Below are 15,029 nucleotides of genomic sequence, written 5' to 3' on the forward strand. Positions count from 1 at the left end.
GGGTTGAGACGGTTGCTGACGGCCACGGCCATCGCGCTGGCGGCTCTTGCCCTTCCCATTCCGGGTCATGCGTCGTCCGTGGCCGTGGATCCCGCCTGTTCCGTGCCGGATACCGTGCTTGCTCCCGGTGAAGGGCTTCCGCGGGTGTCGGCGCAGCTGGCCGCCGGCCAACCTCTGTCGGTGCTGATCGTCCATTCCGCCAAGCAGGCGTCCAAGCCCGGCATCGTCGGCTACCCCGCCCGGCTGGAGGAGGAGTTGAAGCTCCGCCTGTCCGGCCGCGCCCAGCGGACCACCGTCCGGACCACCGTGCTGAGCCTGCCCGGCGAGCCCGCGCCCGCCATGGTGGCGCCGCTGGCCCAGGCGGTTGACGACCAGCGCCCGGCGCTGGTGGTCTGGCAGACCGGCACGGTCGACGCCATGCGCAACCTGGATCCGGAAGGTTTCGGCACGGCGCTGCAGGCCGGCATCGCCGAGGTCCAACGCCGCGGCGCCGACATCGTCATCATGGACATGCAGTACAGCATGCACACGGCGCAGTTGATCGACTTCGCGCCCTACGTGTCCTACATGTCCTGGCTGGCCCAGAGTTCCGACATCTTCCACTTCCCCCGCTACGACATCATGCGGCATTGGGTGGAGGATGGCCGGGTCGATTTCGCCGACGAGGGGGACGAGGCGAAGCGGCGGTCTTATGATTTCGTTCACCGTTGCATCGGACAATTGCTGGCGGAAAGCATCGCCACGATGATCGCCCCCTCGGCGGCCATCCCTCCGGCAATAGCGCGAAGCAACGGAACGAGCCCTTGAACAAGCCCTTCAGCCTGCATCACGCCGCCCGCCTGCTGACGCTGATCGCCACCATCGCCATATCCGCTCCCGCACTGGCCGCCGCTCCCGCGGCCTCGGCACAGTGCCAGCTGCCGCGCGGAGAGACTGCCCTTTCGACGCCCCTGCCGCAGTTGTCCCGGCGCATCGCCACCGGCGCCCCGATCCGGATCGTCGCCATCGGCTCCTCCTCCACCGCCGGGGCGGGGGCGAGCGCGCCCGACAAAGCCTATCCGGCCCGCCTTGCCCACCATCTGGCCGAGCGGTTCCGCAACGCGGACATCGCGGTGCTGAACCGCGGCATCAACGGCGAGACCGACGACCAGACCGAAAGGCGGATCGACGCCGACGCGCTGGCCCCCAGGCCCGATCTGGTGATCTGGCAGGTCGGCGCCAACACGGTGCTGCGCGACGGCGACCAGGGTTTGAGCGAGCGTTCGGTCCGCCAGGGGGTGGAGCGGCTGCGCGCCGCCGGGGTGGACGTGGTGCTGATGGACCTGCAATACGCGCCGAGGATGCTGGAAAAGACCGGCGTCGCCCCGATGTTGTCCCGCATCGCCGGGATCGCCGCCGACCAGCGTGTCGGCCTGTTCCACCGGTTCGACGTGATGCGGTCGCTGGTGGAGACGCGGGGCATGGCCGTCACCGACCTGATCGGGCCGGACGGAGTCCACCAGACCGACGTCGGCTACGACTGTGTCGCCCGCATGCTGGCTATGGGGATCGAGGACGCGGTGCGCGTCCATGAGAGCGGGGTGAAGCGGTAGAGTGGAAGCAGCGGTAAAGCGCCCCCTCAGTCGGCCGTCATTCCCGCGAAGGCGGTAATCCAGACTCTGCAAGCTCCCGCATTGGAAACTATGGATCCCCGCCTTCGCGCTACGGCGTGCACATATCTCGCATCTGCGAAAGAACAGCAGCCTTTGGTAGCGAATAGCCCTTCTCCCCTTGCGGGAGAAGGGTTGGGATGAGGGGTGCTGCCGGCCGCAAGGCCGGAGGAAACCAGATCTGCGCCCCTCACCCCAACTCCTCTCCCGCAAGGGGAGAGGGGCTTTCCTTAATGCCAAGCTCCACACTTTTCCGCAGATGCGAGATGTATGCATCCCGTAGCGCCTTCGCGGGGATGACGGCCGAAGGAAATTTTTCAACCCTGATGCTTGGAGAGGCCCTGTCAGTGGCTGCCAAAGCCCCGCCCGATCACCGCTGCATCATCGCGCTTTCCTTGCCGCAGAGGAAAAACACCTTCGAATAGACCTTCAGCAGCGCGTCGGTCAGCGCCTGGACCTCCGGGCTGCCCATCGCGCGCGGCTTGGCGGGGTCGACATGCAGGACGCAGCTGTCCTTCACGTCGTTGAACGCGGCCAGCGCGTGGATGCGGTCGGGGCGGAACTCGTCGGGGAAATTCTCGTCCATCAGCCAGAAGCATTGGAAGTTCCGGCAGGATTGCGGCCGCTCCTCGTAGATCGAGCAGCCCTTGCCCTGGTCGCAGGACGCGCACCATTTGGCCGAAGGCTTCTTCAGCTCCGGCACCCCCATCAGCTTGCAGCAGAGGGTGCATTCACCGCAGGTGCGGTCCGACATCACGCAAACTCCAAATCAGCGGCTCGCAGCGGCCTTAGGCCGGTGCTGGCAGGGCGATGTGCTCGTCTTCGGCGGCCAGCAGCCGCTCCACCGCCTCCGGCGGGGCCGGGCGGGCGAAGTGATAGCCTTGGGCGTACTTGCACAGACCGCGCAGATACACCGCTTCGTCCGCCGTTTCCACCCCTTCCGCCACGGCGTCGAGCCGCAAAATGGTGGCAAGCCCGGCAATGACCTGGACGATGGCGGCGTTTCCCTCCCCCGTCGACAGCGCGCGGACGAAGCTGCGGTCGATCTTCAGCACATCCACCGGCAGCTTGTGCAGGTAGGCCAGCGAGGAATAGCCGGTGCCGAAATCGTCGATCGACAGCCGGACGTCCATGTCGCGGATGCTCTGCATCAGCATCCGGCATTCGTCCGGGTCCTGCATCAGCAGGCTTTCGGTCAGTTCCAGCTTCAGGCTGGACGGCGGGATCGGCACCGCGTCCAGCAGGTCGCGAACCGCCCCGACCAGATCGTCGTCGCGGAACTGGCGGGTGGAGACGTTGACGCTCATGAACAGCGGCACGGGCCGCGGAAAGCGCGCCTGCCAGAGCGCCAGTTGCCGCACCGCCTCGCCCAGCGCCCAGCGGCCCATCGGCGCGATCAGGCCGGTCTCCTCGGCCAGCGGGATGAACTCCGCCGGCGGGACCAGGCCGCGGTCGGGGTGGTTCCAACGCATCAGCGCCTCGAACCCGGCGATGGCCCCGGACTCCAGCAGGACGATGGGCTGGTAGTGCAGGCAGAGCTGGCCCTGCTCCAGGGCGGCGCGCAGGTCGGCCTCCATCCGCATGGCGGCCATCGCCTGCCGGCGGAGGTTGGCATCGAAGACGTCGATGCGCGCCCGCCCGCCGCTCTTGGCGCGGTACATCGACAGGCTGGCGTCGCGCAGCATGTCCTCCGCCCGGTCGTAGCCGGTCTGGCTCAACGCCACGCCGATGGAGGCGGTCAGCACGAGGTCGCGCCCCTCCTCCAGCGTGATCGGGCGGGAAATGGCGCGCGCCATGCGCTCCGCCGCCTCCAGCGCGTCGCCGGCGTCGTTCAGTTCGTCCACCAGCACGGCGAACTCGTCGGCGGACAGGCGGGCCAGCGTGTCGCCGACGCGGCGGCTGGTGTCGAGCCGCTTGGCGATGATGCGCAGCACGCGGTCGCCGGCGCTGCTGCCCAGCGCGTCGTTGATCGCCTTGAAGCGGTCCAGGTCGATGATGATCGCGGCGAAGGGCCGGGCGCCGGCCCGCCGATTGCGGTCAAGCGCCTGCCCGATGCGGTCGAGCAGAAGCGTGCGGTTGGGCAGCCCGGTCATGGCGTCGTGGACGGCATCGAACAGGATCTGCTGTTCGGCCCTCTTGCGCGCGGTGATGTCGGTCATCGAACCGGCCATGCGGACGGCGCCGCCCTTTTCGATGCGCGCCTTTTCATCGCGCACCGCCAGCCCGCGCACCAGCATCCACATCTCCTGCCCGGCTTTGTCGCGGATGCGGAATTCGTGCTGAAGGTGCGGTCGCTCGCCGGTCAGGTGCAGGTTGATCGCGGTCTGCAGCCCGTCCAGGTCGCCGGGCAGGACGCGCCGGAACCACTCGTCGATTGTGTCGCCGATCTCGGCGTCCTCATAGCCCAGCATCGCCTTCCAACGCGGGGAGTAATAGACCTCGCCGCTGTCGATGTGCCAGTCCCACAGCCCGTCGGCTGCCCCGGCGGCGGCAAGCGCATAGCGCTCCTCGCTCTGGCGCAGGCGCTGTTCGGCGAGCTTGCGGTCGGTGATGTCGGCGACGGAGCCGACCAGCCGGATCGGATCCCCGGTATCGTCCATCACCGCCATGCCGCGGCAGACAAGCCAGCGCCATTGCGGTTTGTCGGTCGAATCGATGGCCGCATCGGCGCGGCGGACGCGGTGTTCGATCTGGAAGGGGACCGTCAGGCCGACCATCTGCGCCTCGAACGAGGCGTGCAGCCAGTCGATGTCCTCGGGGTGGACCAGCGACAGCCAGTCGTTCGGCCGGTTGGTCTCGCGGCTGGGGTCGCCCGGAGGCAGACCGAGGAAGTCCTTGAAGCGGGGGGAGAGGTACAGCGTGTCGCTGCGCAGGTCCCAATCCCAGACGCCTTCGGAGCCGGCCTTTTCCGCCAGCAGATATCGGTCGATGTTGGTGTTCAAGACCCCTCGTCGGACCCGTTGGCGGCCTGCGATTGGTGGGGCCTCCCACCGTTGAGGTCACGATTGTAGGGGTGGTTTGGTGAAGAATCGGTGAATGCCCTCGATGCCGGCGGTTCCATTCGTCATGACCGGTTCCCTTGGGGAGATTTTTTCCTATATTAGGATAGCTCGCCGTCTACCCTGCCACCTCATCTGCGAACGGCACCGATGGATTGGTCCGATCAGGGAATCGTTCTGTCCGCCCGCCCCCAGGGGGAAGGATCCGCCGTCGCGACCCTGCTGACGCGTGAGCACGGCCGCCATGCCGGCATGGTGATGGGCGGCCGGTCGGCGCGCCAGCGCGGCACGCTGGAGCCGGGGACCCTGGTCCATGTCCGCTGGCGCGGGCGTCTGCCGGAGCATCTCGGCCATTTCACGCTGGAGCCGGTGAAGGGCTATGCCGCCAACTTCTTCGACGACGCCCAGGCGCTGGCCGCCCTCATCAGCGCCTGCGCGCTGGTCGAAGCGGCATTGCCGGAGCGGGAGGCCCACCCTGCCCTGTTCGACGGGCTGCTCGCCCTGTTCGACCTGCTGGAAAGCCCGGCCTGGGCGGAGAGCTATGTGCGCTGGGAGATCGGGCTGCTGGCGGAGCTTGGATTCGGCCTCGACCTCGACCGCTGTGCTGTGTCGGGGGCCAACGACTATCTCGCCTATGTCAGCCCGCGCACCGGCCGCGCGGTGACCGCATCGGTGGGCGAGCCTTACCGTGACCGGCTGCTTCCCCTGCCCGATTTCCTGGCCGGGCGCGGCGGCGGCGGGCCGGCTTCGGTGTCCGACGGGCTGCGGCTGACCGCGCATTTCCTGGAACGCCACGTGCTGAACGGGCCGCTGCCGCCCGCGCGCGAACGGTTGAGAGAACGTTACGCGAACGCGGTAGCGCGCTCATCCTGAAACTGCTAGACCACATCATCATGAAGCCGCAAAACCCCGCCTCCGAAATCCTGGAAAAGCCGCTGGCCGACGCGCTCGGCGAGCGGTATCTCAGCTACGCGCTGTCCACCATCATGTCCCGCTCGCTGCCCGACGTGCGCGACGGGCTGAAGCCGGTACACCGACGCCTGCTGTTCGCCATGAGCCAGCTCCGGCTGGAGCCGACGACCCCGCCCAAGAAGTCGGCGCGCGTCGTCGGCGACGTGATCGGCAAGTTCCACCCGCACGGCGACAGCAGCGTCTACGACGCGCTGGTGCGTCTGGCGCAGGATTTCTCCGTCCGCTATCCGCTGGTCGACGGCCAGGGCAATTTCGGCAACATCGACGGCGATAATGCCGCGGCGATGCGCTACACCGAAGCCCGCCTGACCGAGGTCGCCAAGGCCCTGCTGGAGGGCATCGACGAGGACGCGGTCGATTTCCGCCCGACCTATGACGGCGACGGCGACGAGCCGGCGGTCCTGCCCTCCAACTTCCCGAATCTGCTGGCCAACGGGTCGAGCGGCATCGCGGTCGGCATGGCGACCAACATCCCGCCGCACAATGTCGGCGAGATCTGCGACGCGTTGCGCCACCTGATCAAGCACCGCGACGCGTCGATCGAGACGCTGGTCAACTTCATGCCCGGCCCCGATTTCCCCACCGGCGGCGTGCTGGTCGAGTCGCGGGAGAATGTGATCGAGGCCTACCGCACCGGCCGCGGCGCCTTCCGCCTGCGCGCCCGCTGGGAGGTGGAGAAGCTCGGTCAGGGCACCTGGCAGATCGTCGTCACCGAGGTGCCGTATCAGGTGCAGAAGGCCCGGCTGGTCGAGAAGATCGCCGAGCTGCTGCTGGCCAAGAAGCTGATCCTGCTGGAGGACGTCCGCGACGAGTCGGCGGAGGATGTCCGCCTCGTCCTGGTGCCGAAGAGCCGGAACGTGGATCCCGAGGTGCTGATGGCCTCGCTGTTCCAGGCGACCGACCTGGAAATCCGCTTCTCGATGAACATGAACGTGCTGGGGGCCGACCATGTGCCGCGGGTGATGAACCTGCGCGAGGTCCTGCAGGCCTTCCTCGACCACCGGCACGAGGTGCTGGTCCGCCGGTCCAACCACCGGCTGAAGCAGATCGACCACCGGCTGGAGGTTCTCGGCGGCTATCTCGCCGCCTACCTGAACCTGGACGAGGTCATCCGCATCATCCGCGAGGAGGACGAGCCGAAGCAGGAGCTGATCCGCGCCTTCACCCTGACAGACGTGCAGGCCGACGCCATCCTCAACATGCGGCTGCGCAACCTGCGCAAGCTGGAGGAGATGGAGATCCGGCGCGAGCACGACACGCTGACCAAGGAAAAGAACGGCCTGCTGGAGCTGCTGGGCGACGAGAGCCTGCGCTGGAAGCGGATCGCCGAGAGCGTGGCCGAGATCAAGAAGAAGTTCGGCGGCGGCGTGCTGGGCAAGCGCCGCACCGACGTGGCCGACGCGCCGGCGGTGATCGAGGTGCCGCTGGACGCGCTGGTGGAGCGCGAGCCGGTCACCGTCATCTGCTCCGCCAAGGGCTGGATCCGCACGGTGCGCGGCCACCTGACCGACGCGGAAGCGGAGGACGTGAAGTACAAGGACGGCGACGCCCGCGGCTTCATCGAGCGGTGCGAGACGACCGACAAGCTTCTGGTCTTCGCCAGCAACGGCAAATTCTTCACCATCGGCGTCGACAAGCTGCCGCGCGGCCGCGGCTTCGGCGAGCCGGTGCGTCTGATGATCGACCTCGGCAACGACGTCGACATCGTCGACCTGTTCCGCCACCAGCCCGGCCGCACCCTGATGGTGGTGTCGGAGGATGGCCGCGGCTTCCGCGTCGACGAGACCGAAGTGCTGGCCCAGACCCGCGCCGGCAAGCAGGTCCTGAACCTGGAGGACGGCAAGTCCGCCCGCATCTGCCATCCGGTGACCGGCGACACCGTCGCCATCATCGGCAACAACCGCAAGATGCTGGTCTTCCCGCTGGAGCAGGTGCCGGTGATGACCCGCGGCAAGGGCGTCCAGCTTCAGAAATACAAGGACGCCAGCGTCGCCGACGTGAAGACCTTCACATTGGCCGAGGGCCTGAGCTGGAGGAACGGCGAGCGCAACTTCGTCGTCACCGACCTGACCGGCTGGATGGGCGACCGCGCCGGCCAGGGCAAGATGCCGCCGAACGGGTTCCCGAAGAACAACCGGTTCATGTGAGGGCTTGGTCGTTGAGTGGGGAAGTTAGCCCCCACCCTAACCCTCCCCCGCTGGGCGGGGGAGGGAACAGGTGCTGATGCGGGAGCGGGGCGACAGTCCCTCCCCCGCCCAGCGGGGGAGGTTAGGTGGGGGTCTAACTTCGCCGTATAACCGCTCCCCCTACTTCGGCGCCGTGATCGTCGCCGACAGCGGCACGCGCCGCTCCACCAATGCCGAGGTGACCTCCTTGGCCTTCACCGGGTCCATGGCGGCCAGGATCGGGGCGGTCTTCTGCTCCTTCATCTTCTGGATGACGCCCAGCAGAACCGGCATGTCGAGTTCCTCGAAGATGCGGGCCGCTTCCTTCGGCTTCATCGTCTCGTAGATCTTCACAAGGCTTTCCAGCTGGGCCGACTGCTTCTCGTCGCCCTGGGCCATCAGCTTCTGGATGTCGGCGCGGGTCTTCTCCATCTCCGCGACCTTCTGGTCGATCCGCTTCTCGGCGGCGGCGAGCAGGGCTTCGCGCTGCTCCATCTCCTTGGTGCGGCGCTCGATCTCGGCGCGGCGGTCGGCGAAATGCTGAAGCAGTTCCTGGTTGTTGATGGGACCGAGCGGGGCCGGAGGGGCGTTGGCAGCCGGAGCATTGGCCGGGCCGCTCGACCCGCCGGGAGCCGGCGGCGCTTCCTTGCCGGGCTGGCTGCCGCCGGCGCCGGCGACCGGCTTCGTGGTGGCGGCAGGAGCCTGGCCCGGCGGAACTTGAGCAGGCGGAATGGCCGGGGTGGAGCTTTGCGGTCCCTGGGCGAGGCTGACCGGAAAGTCCGGCAGGCGGGCATCATGGGTGGCGAGGCGCCACAAATCGCCGACCCGGACCCCCAGCATCATCACCGCGACGAAGATGGTCAGCGGCAGAAGGCGGAAACGGAGGCCGCGCAGCCGTGCCCGCAGCCGCTCGGTCAGCGGCACGCGCGGCGTCGCCGGCTTACGTGGCTTGGCCTTCGCCTTGCCCTTCTTCGCCGGCACCTTGCCCGCGGCGGGACGCACCGCCGGCAGTTGCGCCTGCTGGGCCTGTTGGGCCGCCAGGGTGGAAGAGGTGCGGACGCCGGTCGGCGCGGCACCGGCCGGGCGGATCACGACCTTCTGTTCCTGGGAAGCACCCGCCGCAGCGGGCCTGCCGTCACTGGTGCGCATGGTCATCCGAGCCCCTTACCGGCATTCTCGATCGCCTGCAGAAGTTCGCGTTCGGCCCGGGACAGGCTCTCGCCGTCTCGCGTGATAGGGTCGCGGGTCATCGGATCACGAGCCTCGGCCTGCGGTTCGGCGCGGGCGGCGGCGCGCCGCGGCGGCGCGTCCAGCCGGGCCGGCGGCGGGGCATGGTCGTCATGGTCGTGATCATGGTCATGGTCGTGATCATCCACGACCGGCAGGCTGCGCAGGGCCGGGCGCGGAGCGACCAGCGGCGTCTTGGCCGGGATGCGCGAGGCGAGCGCCGGGGCCACGGCGTTGGACCGCCCGCCATCACGTCCGCTGTCGCGCCGGCCGCCATCGCGTCCGCCGTCACGCTCGCCGACACCGCCCAGCCGGTTGGCCAGCGCGTCGGCCGCCTCGATCATGAACTCCAACTCGTCGCGCAGGGTCTGCGCCTTGTTCACCGTGCGCTGAAGATCCTCGCCGGTGTCACTCGCCGCCTTCTTCAGCGTGCGCACGCCGGTCTCCGCCCGCGCCATCGCGTCGTTCAAACCCTGGATCAGTTCGGCCATCTCGCCGCGGCTCTCGCGCAGCGCGATGATCTGCCGGTTCAGGATGATCGCATAGGCGATGGTCGCGGCCAGCAGGCCGACCATCACGACATCGATGATGATGGAGATCAGCGGACTCATAACCTCATGACCTCCTGCTTGGGCAGTTCCTTTTCCAGGCGGACGGCGATGTGCCCGCCCTTGCGCCCCATCCGCCCCTGGAACATCGACACGTCGCCACAGCGCAGCTCGATCGCGCCGTCGGGGGTGGCGTTCAGCAGGATACGGGTGCCGACCCGCCAGTTCAGCACGTCGTGCAGGGTCATCGTCACCTCGTCCAGCACGGCCGACAGGTCGACGTCCGTCACCATCAGTTCCGAAGCCAGGTGGGTTTCCCAGATCGAGTCACGGCCGAACTTTTCGCCCATGAACATCTGGAGCAGCAGCTCACGCACCGGCTCCAGCGTCGCATAGGGGATCATCAGTTCCAGCCGGCCGCCGCGATCCTCCATGTCGATGCGCAGCTTGACCAGCACGGCCGCGTTGGCGGGCCGCGCGATGGTGGCGAAGCGCGGGTTGGTCTCCAGCCGGTCGAAGCGGAAGGTGACGGGCGACAGCGGATCGAAGGCGGCGGACAGGTCGGACAGCACCACATGGACCATGCGTTCCACGAGGTTGCGTTCGATGGTGGTGTAGGGACGGCCTTCGATGCGCATCGCCGCCGTGCCGCGCCGGCCGCCCAGCAGAACGTCGACGATGGAATAGATCAGCGCGGAGTCGACGACCATCAGGCCGTAATTGTCCCACTCCTCCGCCTTGAAGACCGACAGCATCGCCGGCAGCGGAATGGAGTTCAGGTAGTCGCCGAAACGGACCGAGGAGATCTGGTCGAGGCTGACCTCGACATTGTCGGAGGTGAAGTTGCGGAGCGAGGTGGACATCATGCGGACGAGGCGGTCGAAGACCACCTCCAGCATGGGCAGGCGTTCGTAATTGACCAGCGCCGAGTTGACCAGCGCCATGATGCCGGAGTTGTCGCCGTCGCCGGCGCCGCCCTGGTCGAAGCCCAGCAGGCTGTCGATCTCGTCCTGGTTCAGGACGCGGGTCGACCCGCCGCCGCCCATGTCGCCGACATCGCCGCTGTCCTCGGCCAATGCGGCCCATTCGGCGGCAAGCCGTTCTTCCTCGCTCAGTTCACCGGTGTCGCTCATCGGTCCACATCCCCACCTGACCGGGCCCTCACTGGACCAGCATTTCCTTGAACAGCACGTCCTTCACCTTCACCGGATAGGCGGCGGCGGTGATGCGCAGAAGCAGTTCCTGGCGCAGCCGGTACATGCCGGCCGACCCGCGCAAATCCTCCAGCCGCAATTCGCGCAGATAGACCTGGAAATTGTCGATGATGCGCGGCAGCACATGTTCCACCGCACCGACATCCTCCGGCTTCGACAGCTGGATGGAGATCTTGATCTTCAGGAAGGCCGGACGCTTGTTGCCGGTGTTCAGGTTCACCAGCATGTCCGGCAGGTCGTAGAAGACGGGAGCCGCATGCGGATCCGGCTTGCCGGGCTCGGCCTTGTGCTCGCCCTCCGCCGCGGCATGCTCGCCCTCTGTCGCCTGTTCCTCCTTGCCCAGCAGGCCGTCGAGCAGGCCGGAGAAATAGACGCCGGCACCGGCGCCGATCAGCAGGACCAGGGGAAGGACGACGAACAGGACCAGCTTCTTGCCGCTGAATTTCTTCCGCGGCAGGCCGTCGGTCGAAAGTTCGCCGGCGTCGGTTTCGGCAGCCATGACATCCTGGATCGTTCGAGGTGCGCAACAGGTGCAGGCATCCGCCGCCCGCCCTACCGTCTGTCCATGCCAAAGCTACTTTTGGGATAGTTAATAACTCCTTTCGAGTGGCTGATGGGACACCCCGGACGAGCAGGTTTCACCCTGTTGTGGCCGTTTCGGCACGGTTCTTGATTGGGCCTGCCCGGCAGTCCGCCACCGCCCGGCCGTACCAGGCACGGCCACGTCCGGACTTGCCCCCGTTGCGGCCAGCCGTCCGTTCGGACCGGCCGGGCCGCCGCCCATCGCCCCGCCGCCGCTCCCCTGCGGCGGGAACGGGAGAATCTTGCCCGGTGGAACCCGGCAAGCTTCGCCCCCGTCCCGGCAGATTCTGCCCGGCATCCCCTGCCCCATGCGGCGGGATCGCCCCCGGCTGGCCGGGACTCAGCGTCTTTCCAGGCTTCGTTGGAGTTGGCACGGCATCTGCAATACCCCTCTCGCCGGTCGGACGCAGTCGCCCGATCCGTTCGCAAGGTGAAGAGGCCGCAAGATGGAAAATTCGATCTACGTCGCCCTGTCGCACCAGATGGCCCTGCGGCGCCAGCTGGACGTGACGTCGAACAACATCGCGAACGTGAACACGACCGGCTACAAGAACCAGCGGATGCTGTTCACCGAATTCCTGGAAAAGCCCGGCCTGCACGAGAAGGTCAGCTTCGTCCAGGACCGCGCGGTGGTGCGCGACCTGTCCAACGGCGCCATGACCCAGACCGGCAATCCGCTGGATCTGGCGCTGACCGGCCAGGGTTACTTCACCGTCGATACCGCCAGCGGCCCCCGTTACACCCGCGCCGGCAATTTCCGCCTGAACGACCAGCGCCAGCTGGTGGATGCCGGCGGCCTGCCGGTCCTGGCCAACAACGGCCAGCCGATCACCATCCCGGCCGGCACCGGCGACGTGAAGGTCAGCGGCGACGGCACCGTCGCCACCGAGCTGGGCCCGGTGGGCAAGCTGAACATCGTCACCTTCAAGAACGAGCAGCTGATGACCGAAGTCGGCAGCGGCCTGTATGTCAGCGACGAGCAGCCCGAGCCGGCCCCGGTCGAGACCAAAGTGGCACAGGGATTGCTAGAAGGTTCCAACGTGAAGCCAGTGGTCGAGATGACGCAGATGATCGAGCTCCAGCGCCAGTACATGTCGGCTCAGAAGATGATCGACAACGAACACGAGCGCATCCGCACGATGCTTCAGCGGCTGGGCCGCAGCGTCTGAACCAGACCGACGACGAGAGGAGAACACCACCATGCGCAGCCTCGCCATCGGCGCCACCGGCATGATCGCCCAGCAGCTCAACGTCGAGACGATCTCCAACAACATCGCCAACTCGACCACCACCGGCTACAAGAAGCAGCGGGCCGAGTTCCAGGACCTGCTGTACCAGAATTTCCGCCGCATCGGCTCGACCTCGTCGGATGCCGGCACCATCGTGCCGACCGGCGTCCAGGTGGGTGCCGGCGTGCGCGTCGCCGCGGTGGCCCGCGTGCTGGAACAGGGCAACCTGAACATCACCGACAACAAGCTGGACGTGGCGATCAACGGGTCGGGTTACTTCCAGGTGACGCTGCCCAGCGGCGACACCGCCTACACCCGCGCCGGCAACTTCAAGCTGTCGCCCGAGGGCATGATCGTCACCGCCGACGGCTATCCGATCCAGCCTAACATCACCGTCCCGACCAACGCGGTGGACATCTCCATCAACTCGTCGGGCGAGGTGCTGATCAAGCTGGACGGCCAGACCGCCACGCAGAACGTCGGGCAGCTCCAGCTCGCCACCTTCGCCAACGCCGCCGGCCTGGAAGCCACCGGCGACAACCTGTTCATGGAATCCGGCGCCTCCGGCCAGGCCGTGACCGGCAATCCCGGCGCCCCCGGCTTCGGCCGCGTCACCCAGGGTGCCCTGGAGAACTCCAACGTCAACGTCGTGCAGGAGATCACCACCCTGATCACCGCGCAGCGCGCGTACGAGATGAACTCCAAGGTCATCAAGACCACCGACGAGATGATGCAGCAGGCCAGCCAGATGAGGTAACGGCGGCACCGCCGGCGCCTCGCCTCAGCCTCGAAATCGGGAACCACCGCCATGATCCGCCACCTCGCCACCCGCCGCCTGCCCGCCCTGATCCTCGGCGCCGCCCTGCTGACCGCCCCGGTCGCGGCGATGGCCGCCACGGCTCCGGCCGCGGGTGCGACGGCGCCGGTTCCGGACGTCGTCTACGGCATGCCGCATGTCGAGGCTGTGCTGTCGGACGCCCTGTCGCGGGTGGTCACGGTCGGCCGGCTCCAGATGGAACTGGACAGCCGCGCGGTGGAGCTGCGGGCGCCCCAGGGCGCCGGCGGGCTGGCGGTGGAGAACCTCTATTACAGCCCGGTCCAGGGCCGCTTCGCCGCCGAGATCGTGGTGACGGGCAGCCAGATCCGCCTGCCGGTGTCGGGCCGCGCCTTCGGCGTGGTGCAGATCCCGGTGCTGTCGCGCCGCGTCATCCCCGGCGACATCATCGGCCCGGGCGACATCGACTGGCAGGACGTGCGCGCCGACCAGACCACCAGCGACACCGCCGCCACCGACGCCCAGCTGATCGGCATGACGCCCCGGCGCGGCGTGTCCACCAACCAGCCCGTCCGCCTGCGCGACCTGCAATCGCCGCGCATGATCGACAAGGGATCCCTGGTCACCATCACCCTGTCGACGCCGTCCATGACGCTGACCACCCAGGGCAAGGCCCTGCAGGACGGCGGCAAGGGCGAGGTCATCCGCGTCGTGAACACCCAATCCAACCGCATCGTCGAAGCGACGGTCGCAGGCCCAAACGTCGTCGCCGTGGCAAAGCCCGGCACCATCGCGCAGTGAGGAGAAAGCTCCAATGTCCGCCACCAAGACCGCCCGCCTGATCCGCTTCGCGATGATCGCCGCCGCCGCCACCTCGCTGACCGCCTGCGGTGCCGCCTCGCGCATCGCCGACATCGGCAAGGCGCCGGAGCTGTCCAACATCCAGGACCCGCAGGCCAAGCCCGGCTACCAGCCGGTCAGCCTGCCGATGCCGACCCCGCTGCCGACGGAGCGCAACCCGAACTCGCTGTGGCGGAACGGTTCGAAGGCCTTCTTCAAGGACCAGCGCGCCAACAAGGTGGGCGACATCCTGACCATCAACATCTCGATCGACGACAGCGCCAAGGTCGCCAACTCCAGCAAGCGGTCGCGCGCCAATTCCGAGGATGCCGGCATGCCGAGCCTGTTCGGGCTGGAAGCCGGTACGCTGAGCCGCGTCCTGCCGGCCGGCGCATCGGCCGCCAACCTGGTGGACCTGACCAGCAACAGCTCGAACGACGGCAAGGGCTCGGTCGACCGCAACGAGCAGATCGACCTGAAGGTCGCGGCGCTGGTGACGCAGTCCCTGCCCAACGGCAACCTCGTCATCCAGGGCCGCCAGGAAGTCCGGGTGAATTTCGAAGTCCGCGACCTGCAGATCCACGGCGTGATCCGTCCCGAGGACATCACCGCCCAGAACACCATCAGCTACGAGAAGATCGCGGAGGCCCGCATCTCCTACGGCGGCCGCGGCCAGATCAGCGACGTCCAGCAGCCGCGCTATGGCCAGCAGCTGTACGACATCATCATGCCGTTCTGAGGATTGTCCGCGGAGTGATGGCGGGGATGGGGCGTGGGCGCTTTGCTCGTGCGCATCCCTGCCGGATGGGAAGATCCTACCGCCCGGCGG

At 67.7% G+C, this 15,029-nt stretch carries 14 protein-coding genes; 8 read left to right on the forward strand and 6 right to left on the reverse strand.

Annotated elements, in window-relative coordinates:
* Positions 1-12 precede the first annotated feature (12 nt).
* Both ACWPKK_RS07425 and ACWPKK_RS07430 read left to right on the forward strand, forming a co-directional pair.
* Positions 13-807, forward strand: coding sequence for a hypothetical protein (locus ACWPKK_RS07425; protein WP_452002372.1), 795 nt, complete (start codon positions 13-15; stop codon positions 805-807).
* On the forward strand, positions 804-1,592 hold the full coding sequence (locus tag ACWPKK_RS07430; protein WP_452002374.1) for an SGNH/GDSL hydrolase family protein: 789 nt from the start codon (positions 804-806) through the stop codon (positions 1,590-1,592). The genes ACWPKK_RS07425 and ACWPKK_RS07430 overlap by 4 nt, the downstream gene beginning before the upstream one ends.
* Before the next feature lie 427 nt (positions 1,593-2,019).
* Here the strand turns inward: ACWPKK_RS07430 and ACWPKK_RS07435 are convergent, their stop codons facing one another.
* On the reverse strand, positions 2,020-2,403 hold the full coding sequence (locus ACWPKK_RS07435; RefSeq protein WP_109096859.1) for a hypothetical protein: 384 nt from the start codon (positions 2,401-2,403) through the stop codon (positions 2,020-2,022).
* A gap of 34 nt (positions 2,404-2,437) precedes the next feature.
* Complete coding sequence (locus ACWPKK_RS07440) at positions 2,438-4,591, reverse strand: sensor domain-containing protein (RefSeq protein ID WP_452002378.1); 2,154 nt, start codon at positions 4,589-4,591, stop codon at positions 2,438-2,440.
* Between the two features lie 207 nt (positions 4,592-4,798).
* Between ACWPKK_RS07440 and recO the strand changes: the two genes are divergently transcribed.
* Positions 4,799-5,521 (forward strand): DNA repair protein RecO, encoded by a 723-nt coding sequence (recO, locus tag ACWPKK_RS07445; RefSeq protein ID WP_324867390.1) that lies wholly within the window; start codon positions 4,799-4,801, stop codon positions 5,519-5,521.
* A gap of 20 nt (positions 5,522-5,541) precedes the next feature.
* Positions 5,542-7,767 carry a DNA topoisomerase IV subunit A gene (gene parC, locus ACWPKK_RS07450; protein WP_452002382.1) on the forward strand — a complete coding sequence of 742 codons (2,226 nt, stop codon included), beginning with the start codon at positions 5,542-5,544 and terminating at the stop codon, positions 7,765-7,767.
* Between the two features lie 159 nt (positions 7,768-7,926).
* Here the strand turns inward: parC and ACWPKK_RS07455 are convergent, their stop codons facing one another.
* From ACWPKK_RS07455 to ACWPKK_RS07470, 4 genes are read right to left on the reverse strand one after another with little or no spacing between them, the layout of a single operon-like run.
* Entirely contained in the window at positions 7,927-8,940 is a 1,014-nt protein-coding gene (locus ACWPKK_RS07455) for a MotE family protein (protein ID WP_452002385.1), read from the reverse strand.
* Entirely contained in the window at positions 8,937-9,623 is a 687-nt protein-coding gene (locus ACWPKK_RS07460; protein WP_452002388.1) for a DUF6468 domain-containing protein, read from the reverse strand. The genes ACWPKK_RS07455 and ACWPKK_RS07460 overlap by 4 nt, the downstream gene beginning before the upstream one ends.
* Positions 9,620-10,693 (reverse strand): flagellar motor switch protein FliM, encoded by a 1,074-nt coding sequence (fliM, locus tag ACWPKK_RS07465; RefSeq protein ID WP_085089732.1) that lies wholly within the window; start codon positions 10,691-10,693, stop codon positions 9,620-9,622. The genes ACWPKK_RS07460 and fliM overlap by 4 nt, the downstream gene beginning before the upstream one ends.
* 28 nt (positions 10,694-10,721) lie before the next feature.
* Complete coding sequence (locus ACWPKK_RS07470; protein WP_452002391.1) at positions 10,722-11,273, reverse strand: flagellar basal body-associated FliL family protein; 552 nt, start codon at positions 11,271-11,273, stop codon at positions 10,722-10,724.
* A 529-nt stretch (positions 11,274-11,802) separates the two neighbouring features.
* Between ACWPKK_RS07470 and flgF the strand changes: the two genes are divergently transcribed.
* From flgF to flgH, 4 genes are read left to right on the forward strand one after another with little or no spacing between them, the layout of a single operon-like run.
* On the forward strand, positions 11,803-12,525 hold the full coding sequence (gene flgF / locus ACWPKK_RS07475; RefSeq protein WP_324866391.1) for a flagellar basal-body rod protein FlgF: 723 nt from the start codon (positions 11,803-11,805) through the stop codon (positions 12,523-12,525).
* 31 nt (positions 12,526-12,556) lie between these two features.
* Entirely contained in the window at positions 12,557-13,342 is a 786-nt protein-coding gene (gene flgG / locus ACWPKK_RS07480; RefSeq protein ID WP_452002394.1) for a flagellar basal-body rod protein FlgG, read from the forward strand.
* Positions 13,343-13,393: 51 nt separating this feature from the next.
* Positions 13,394-14,161 (forward strand): flagellar basal body P-ring formation chaperone FlgA, encoded by a 768-nt coding sequence (gene flgA / locus ACWPKK_RS07485; protein ID WP_452002397.1) that lies wholly within the window; start codon positions 13,394-13,396, stop codon positions 14,159-14,161.
* A gap of 13 nt (positions 14,162-14,174) precedes the next feature.
* The gene (gene flgH, locus ACWPKK_RS07490; protein ID WP_452002400.1) at positions 14,175-14,939 is read left to right on the forward strand and encodes a flagellar basal body L-ring protein FlgH; all 765 of its coding nucleotides are present in this window, start codon (positions 14,175-14,177) and stop codon (positions 14,937-14,939) included.
* The last annotated feature ends 90 nt before the right edge of the window (positions 14,940-15,029 follow it).

The sequence above is a fragment of the Azospirillum largimobile genome (assembly GCF_977007025.2).

Bases quoted from the DNA above. Each gene is read 5' to 3' on its own strand.
- flgA (WP_452002397.1), top strand. From the start codon at position 13,394: ATGATCCGCCACCTCGCCACCCGCCGCCTGCCCGCCCTGATCCTCGGC.
- parC (WP_452002382.1), top strand. From the start codon at position 5,542: ATGAAGCCGCAAAACCCCGCCTCCGAAATCCTGGAAAAGCCGCTGGCC.
- fliM (WP_085089732.1), bottom strand. From the start codon at position 10,693: ATGAGCGACACCGGTGAACTGAGCGAGGAAGAACGGCTTGCCGCCGAA.
- ACWPKK_RS07435 (WP_109096859.1), bottom strand. From the start codon at position 2,403: ATGTCGGACCGCACCTGCGGTGAATGCACCCTCTGCTGCAAGCTGATG.
- flgF (WP_324866391.1), top strand. From the start codon at position 11,803: ATGGAAAATTCGATCTACGTCGCCCTGTCGCACCAGATGGCCCTGCGG.
- flgG (WP_452002394.1), top strand. From the start codon at position 12,557: ATGCGCAGCCTCGCCATCGGCGCCACCGGCATGATCGCCCAGCAGCTC.
- flgH (WP_452002400.1), top strand. From the start codon at position 14,175: ATGTCCGCCACCAAGACCGCCCGCCTGATCCGCTTCGCGATGATCGCC.
- recO (WP_324867390.1), top strand. From the start codon at position 4,799: ATGGATTGGTCCGATCAGGGAATCGTTCTGTCCGCCCGCCCCCAGGGG.
- ACWPKK_RS07470 (WP_452002391.1), bottom strand. From the start codon at position 11,273: ATGGCTGCCGAAACCGACGCCGGCGAACTTTCGACCGACGGCCTGCCG.
- ACWPKK_RS07460 (WP_452002388.1), bottom strand. From the start codon at position 9,623: ATGAGTCCGCTGATCTCCATCATCATCGATGTCGTGATGGTCGGCCTG.
- ACWPKK_RS07455 (WP_452002385.1), bottom strand. From the start codon at position 8,940: ATGACCATGCGCACCAGTGACGGCAGGCCCGCTGCGGCGGGTGCTTCC.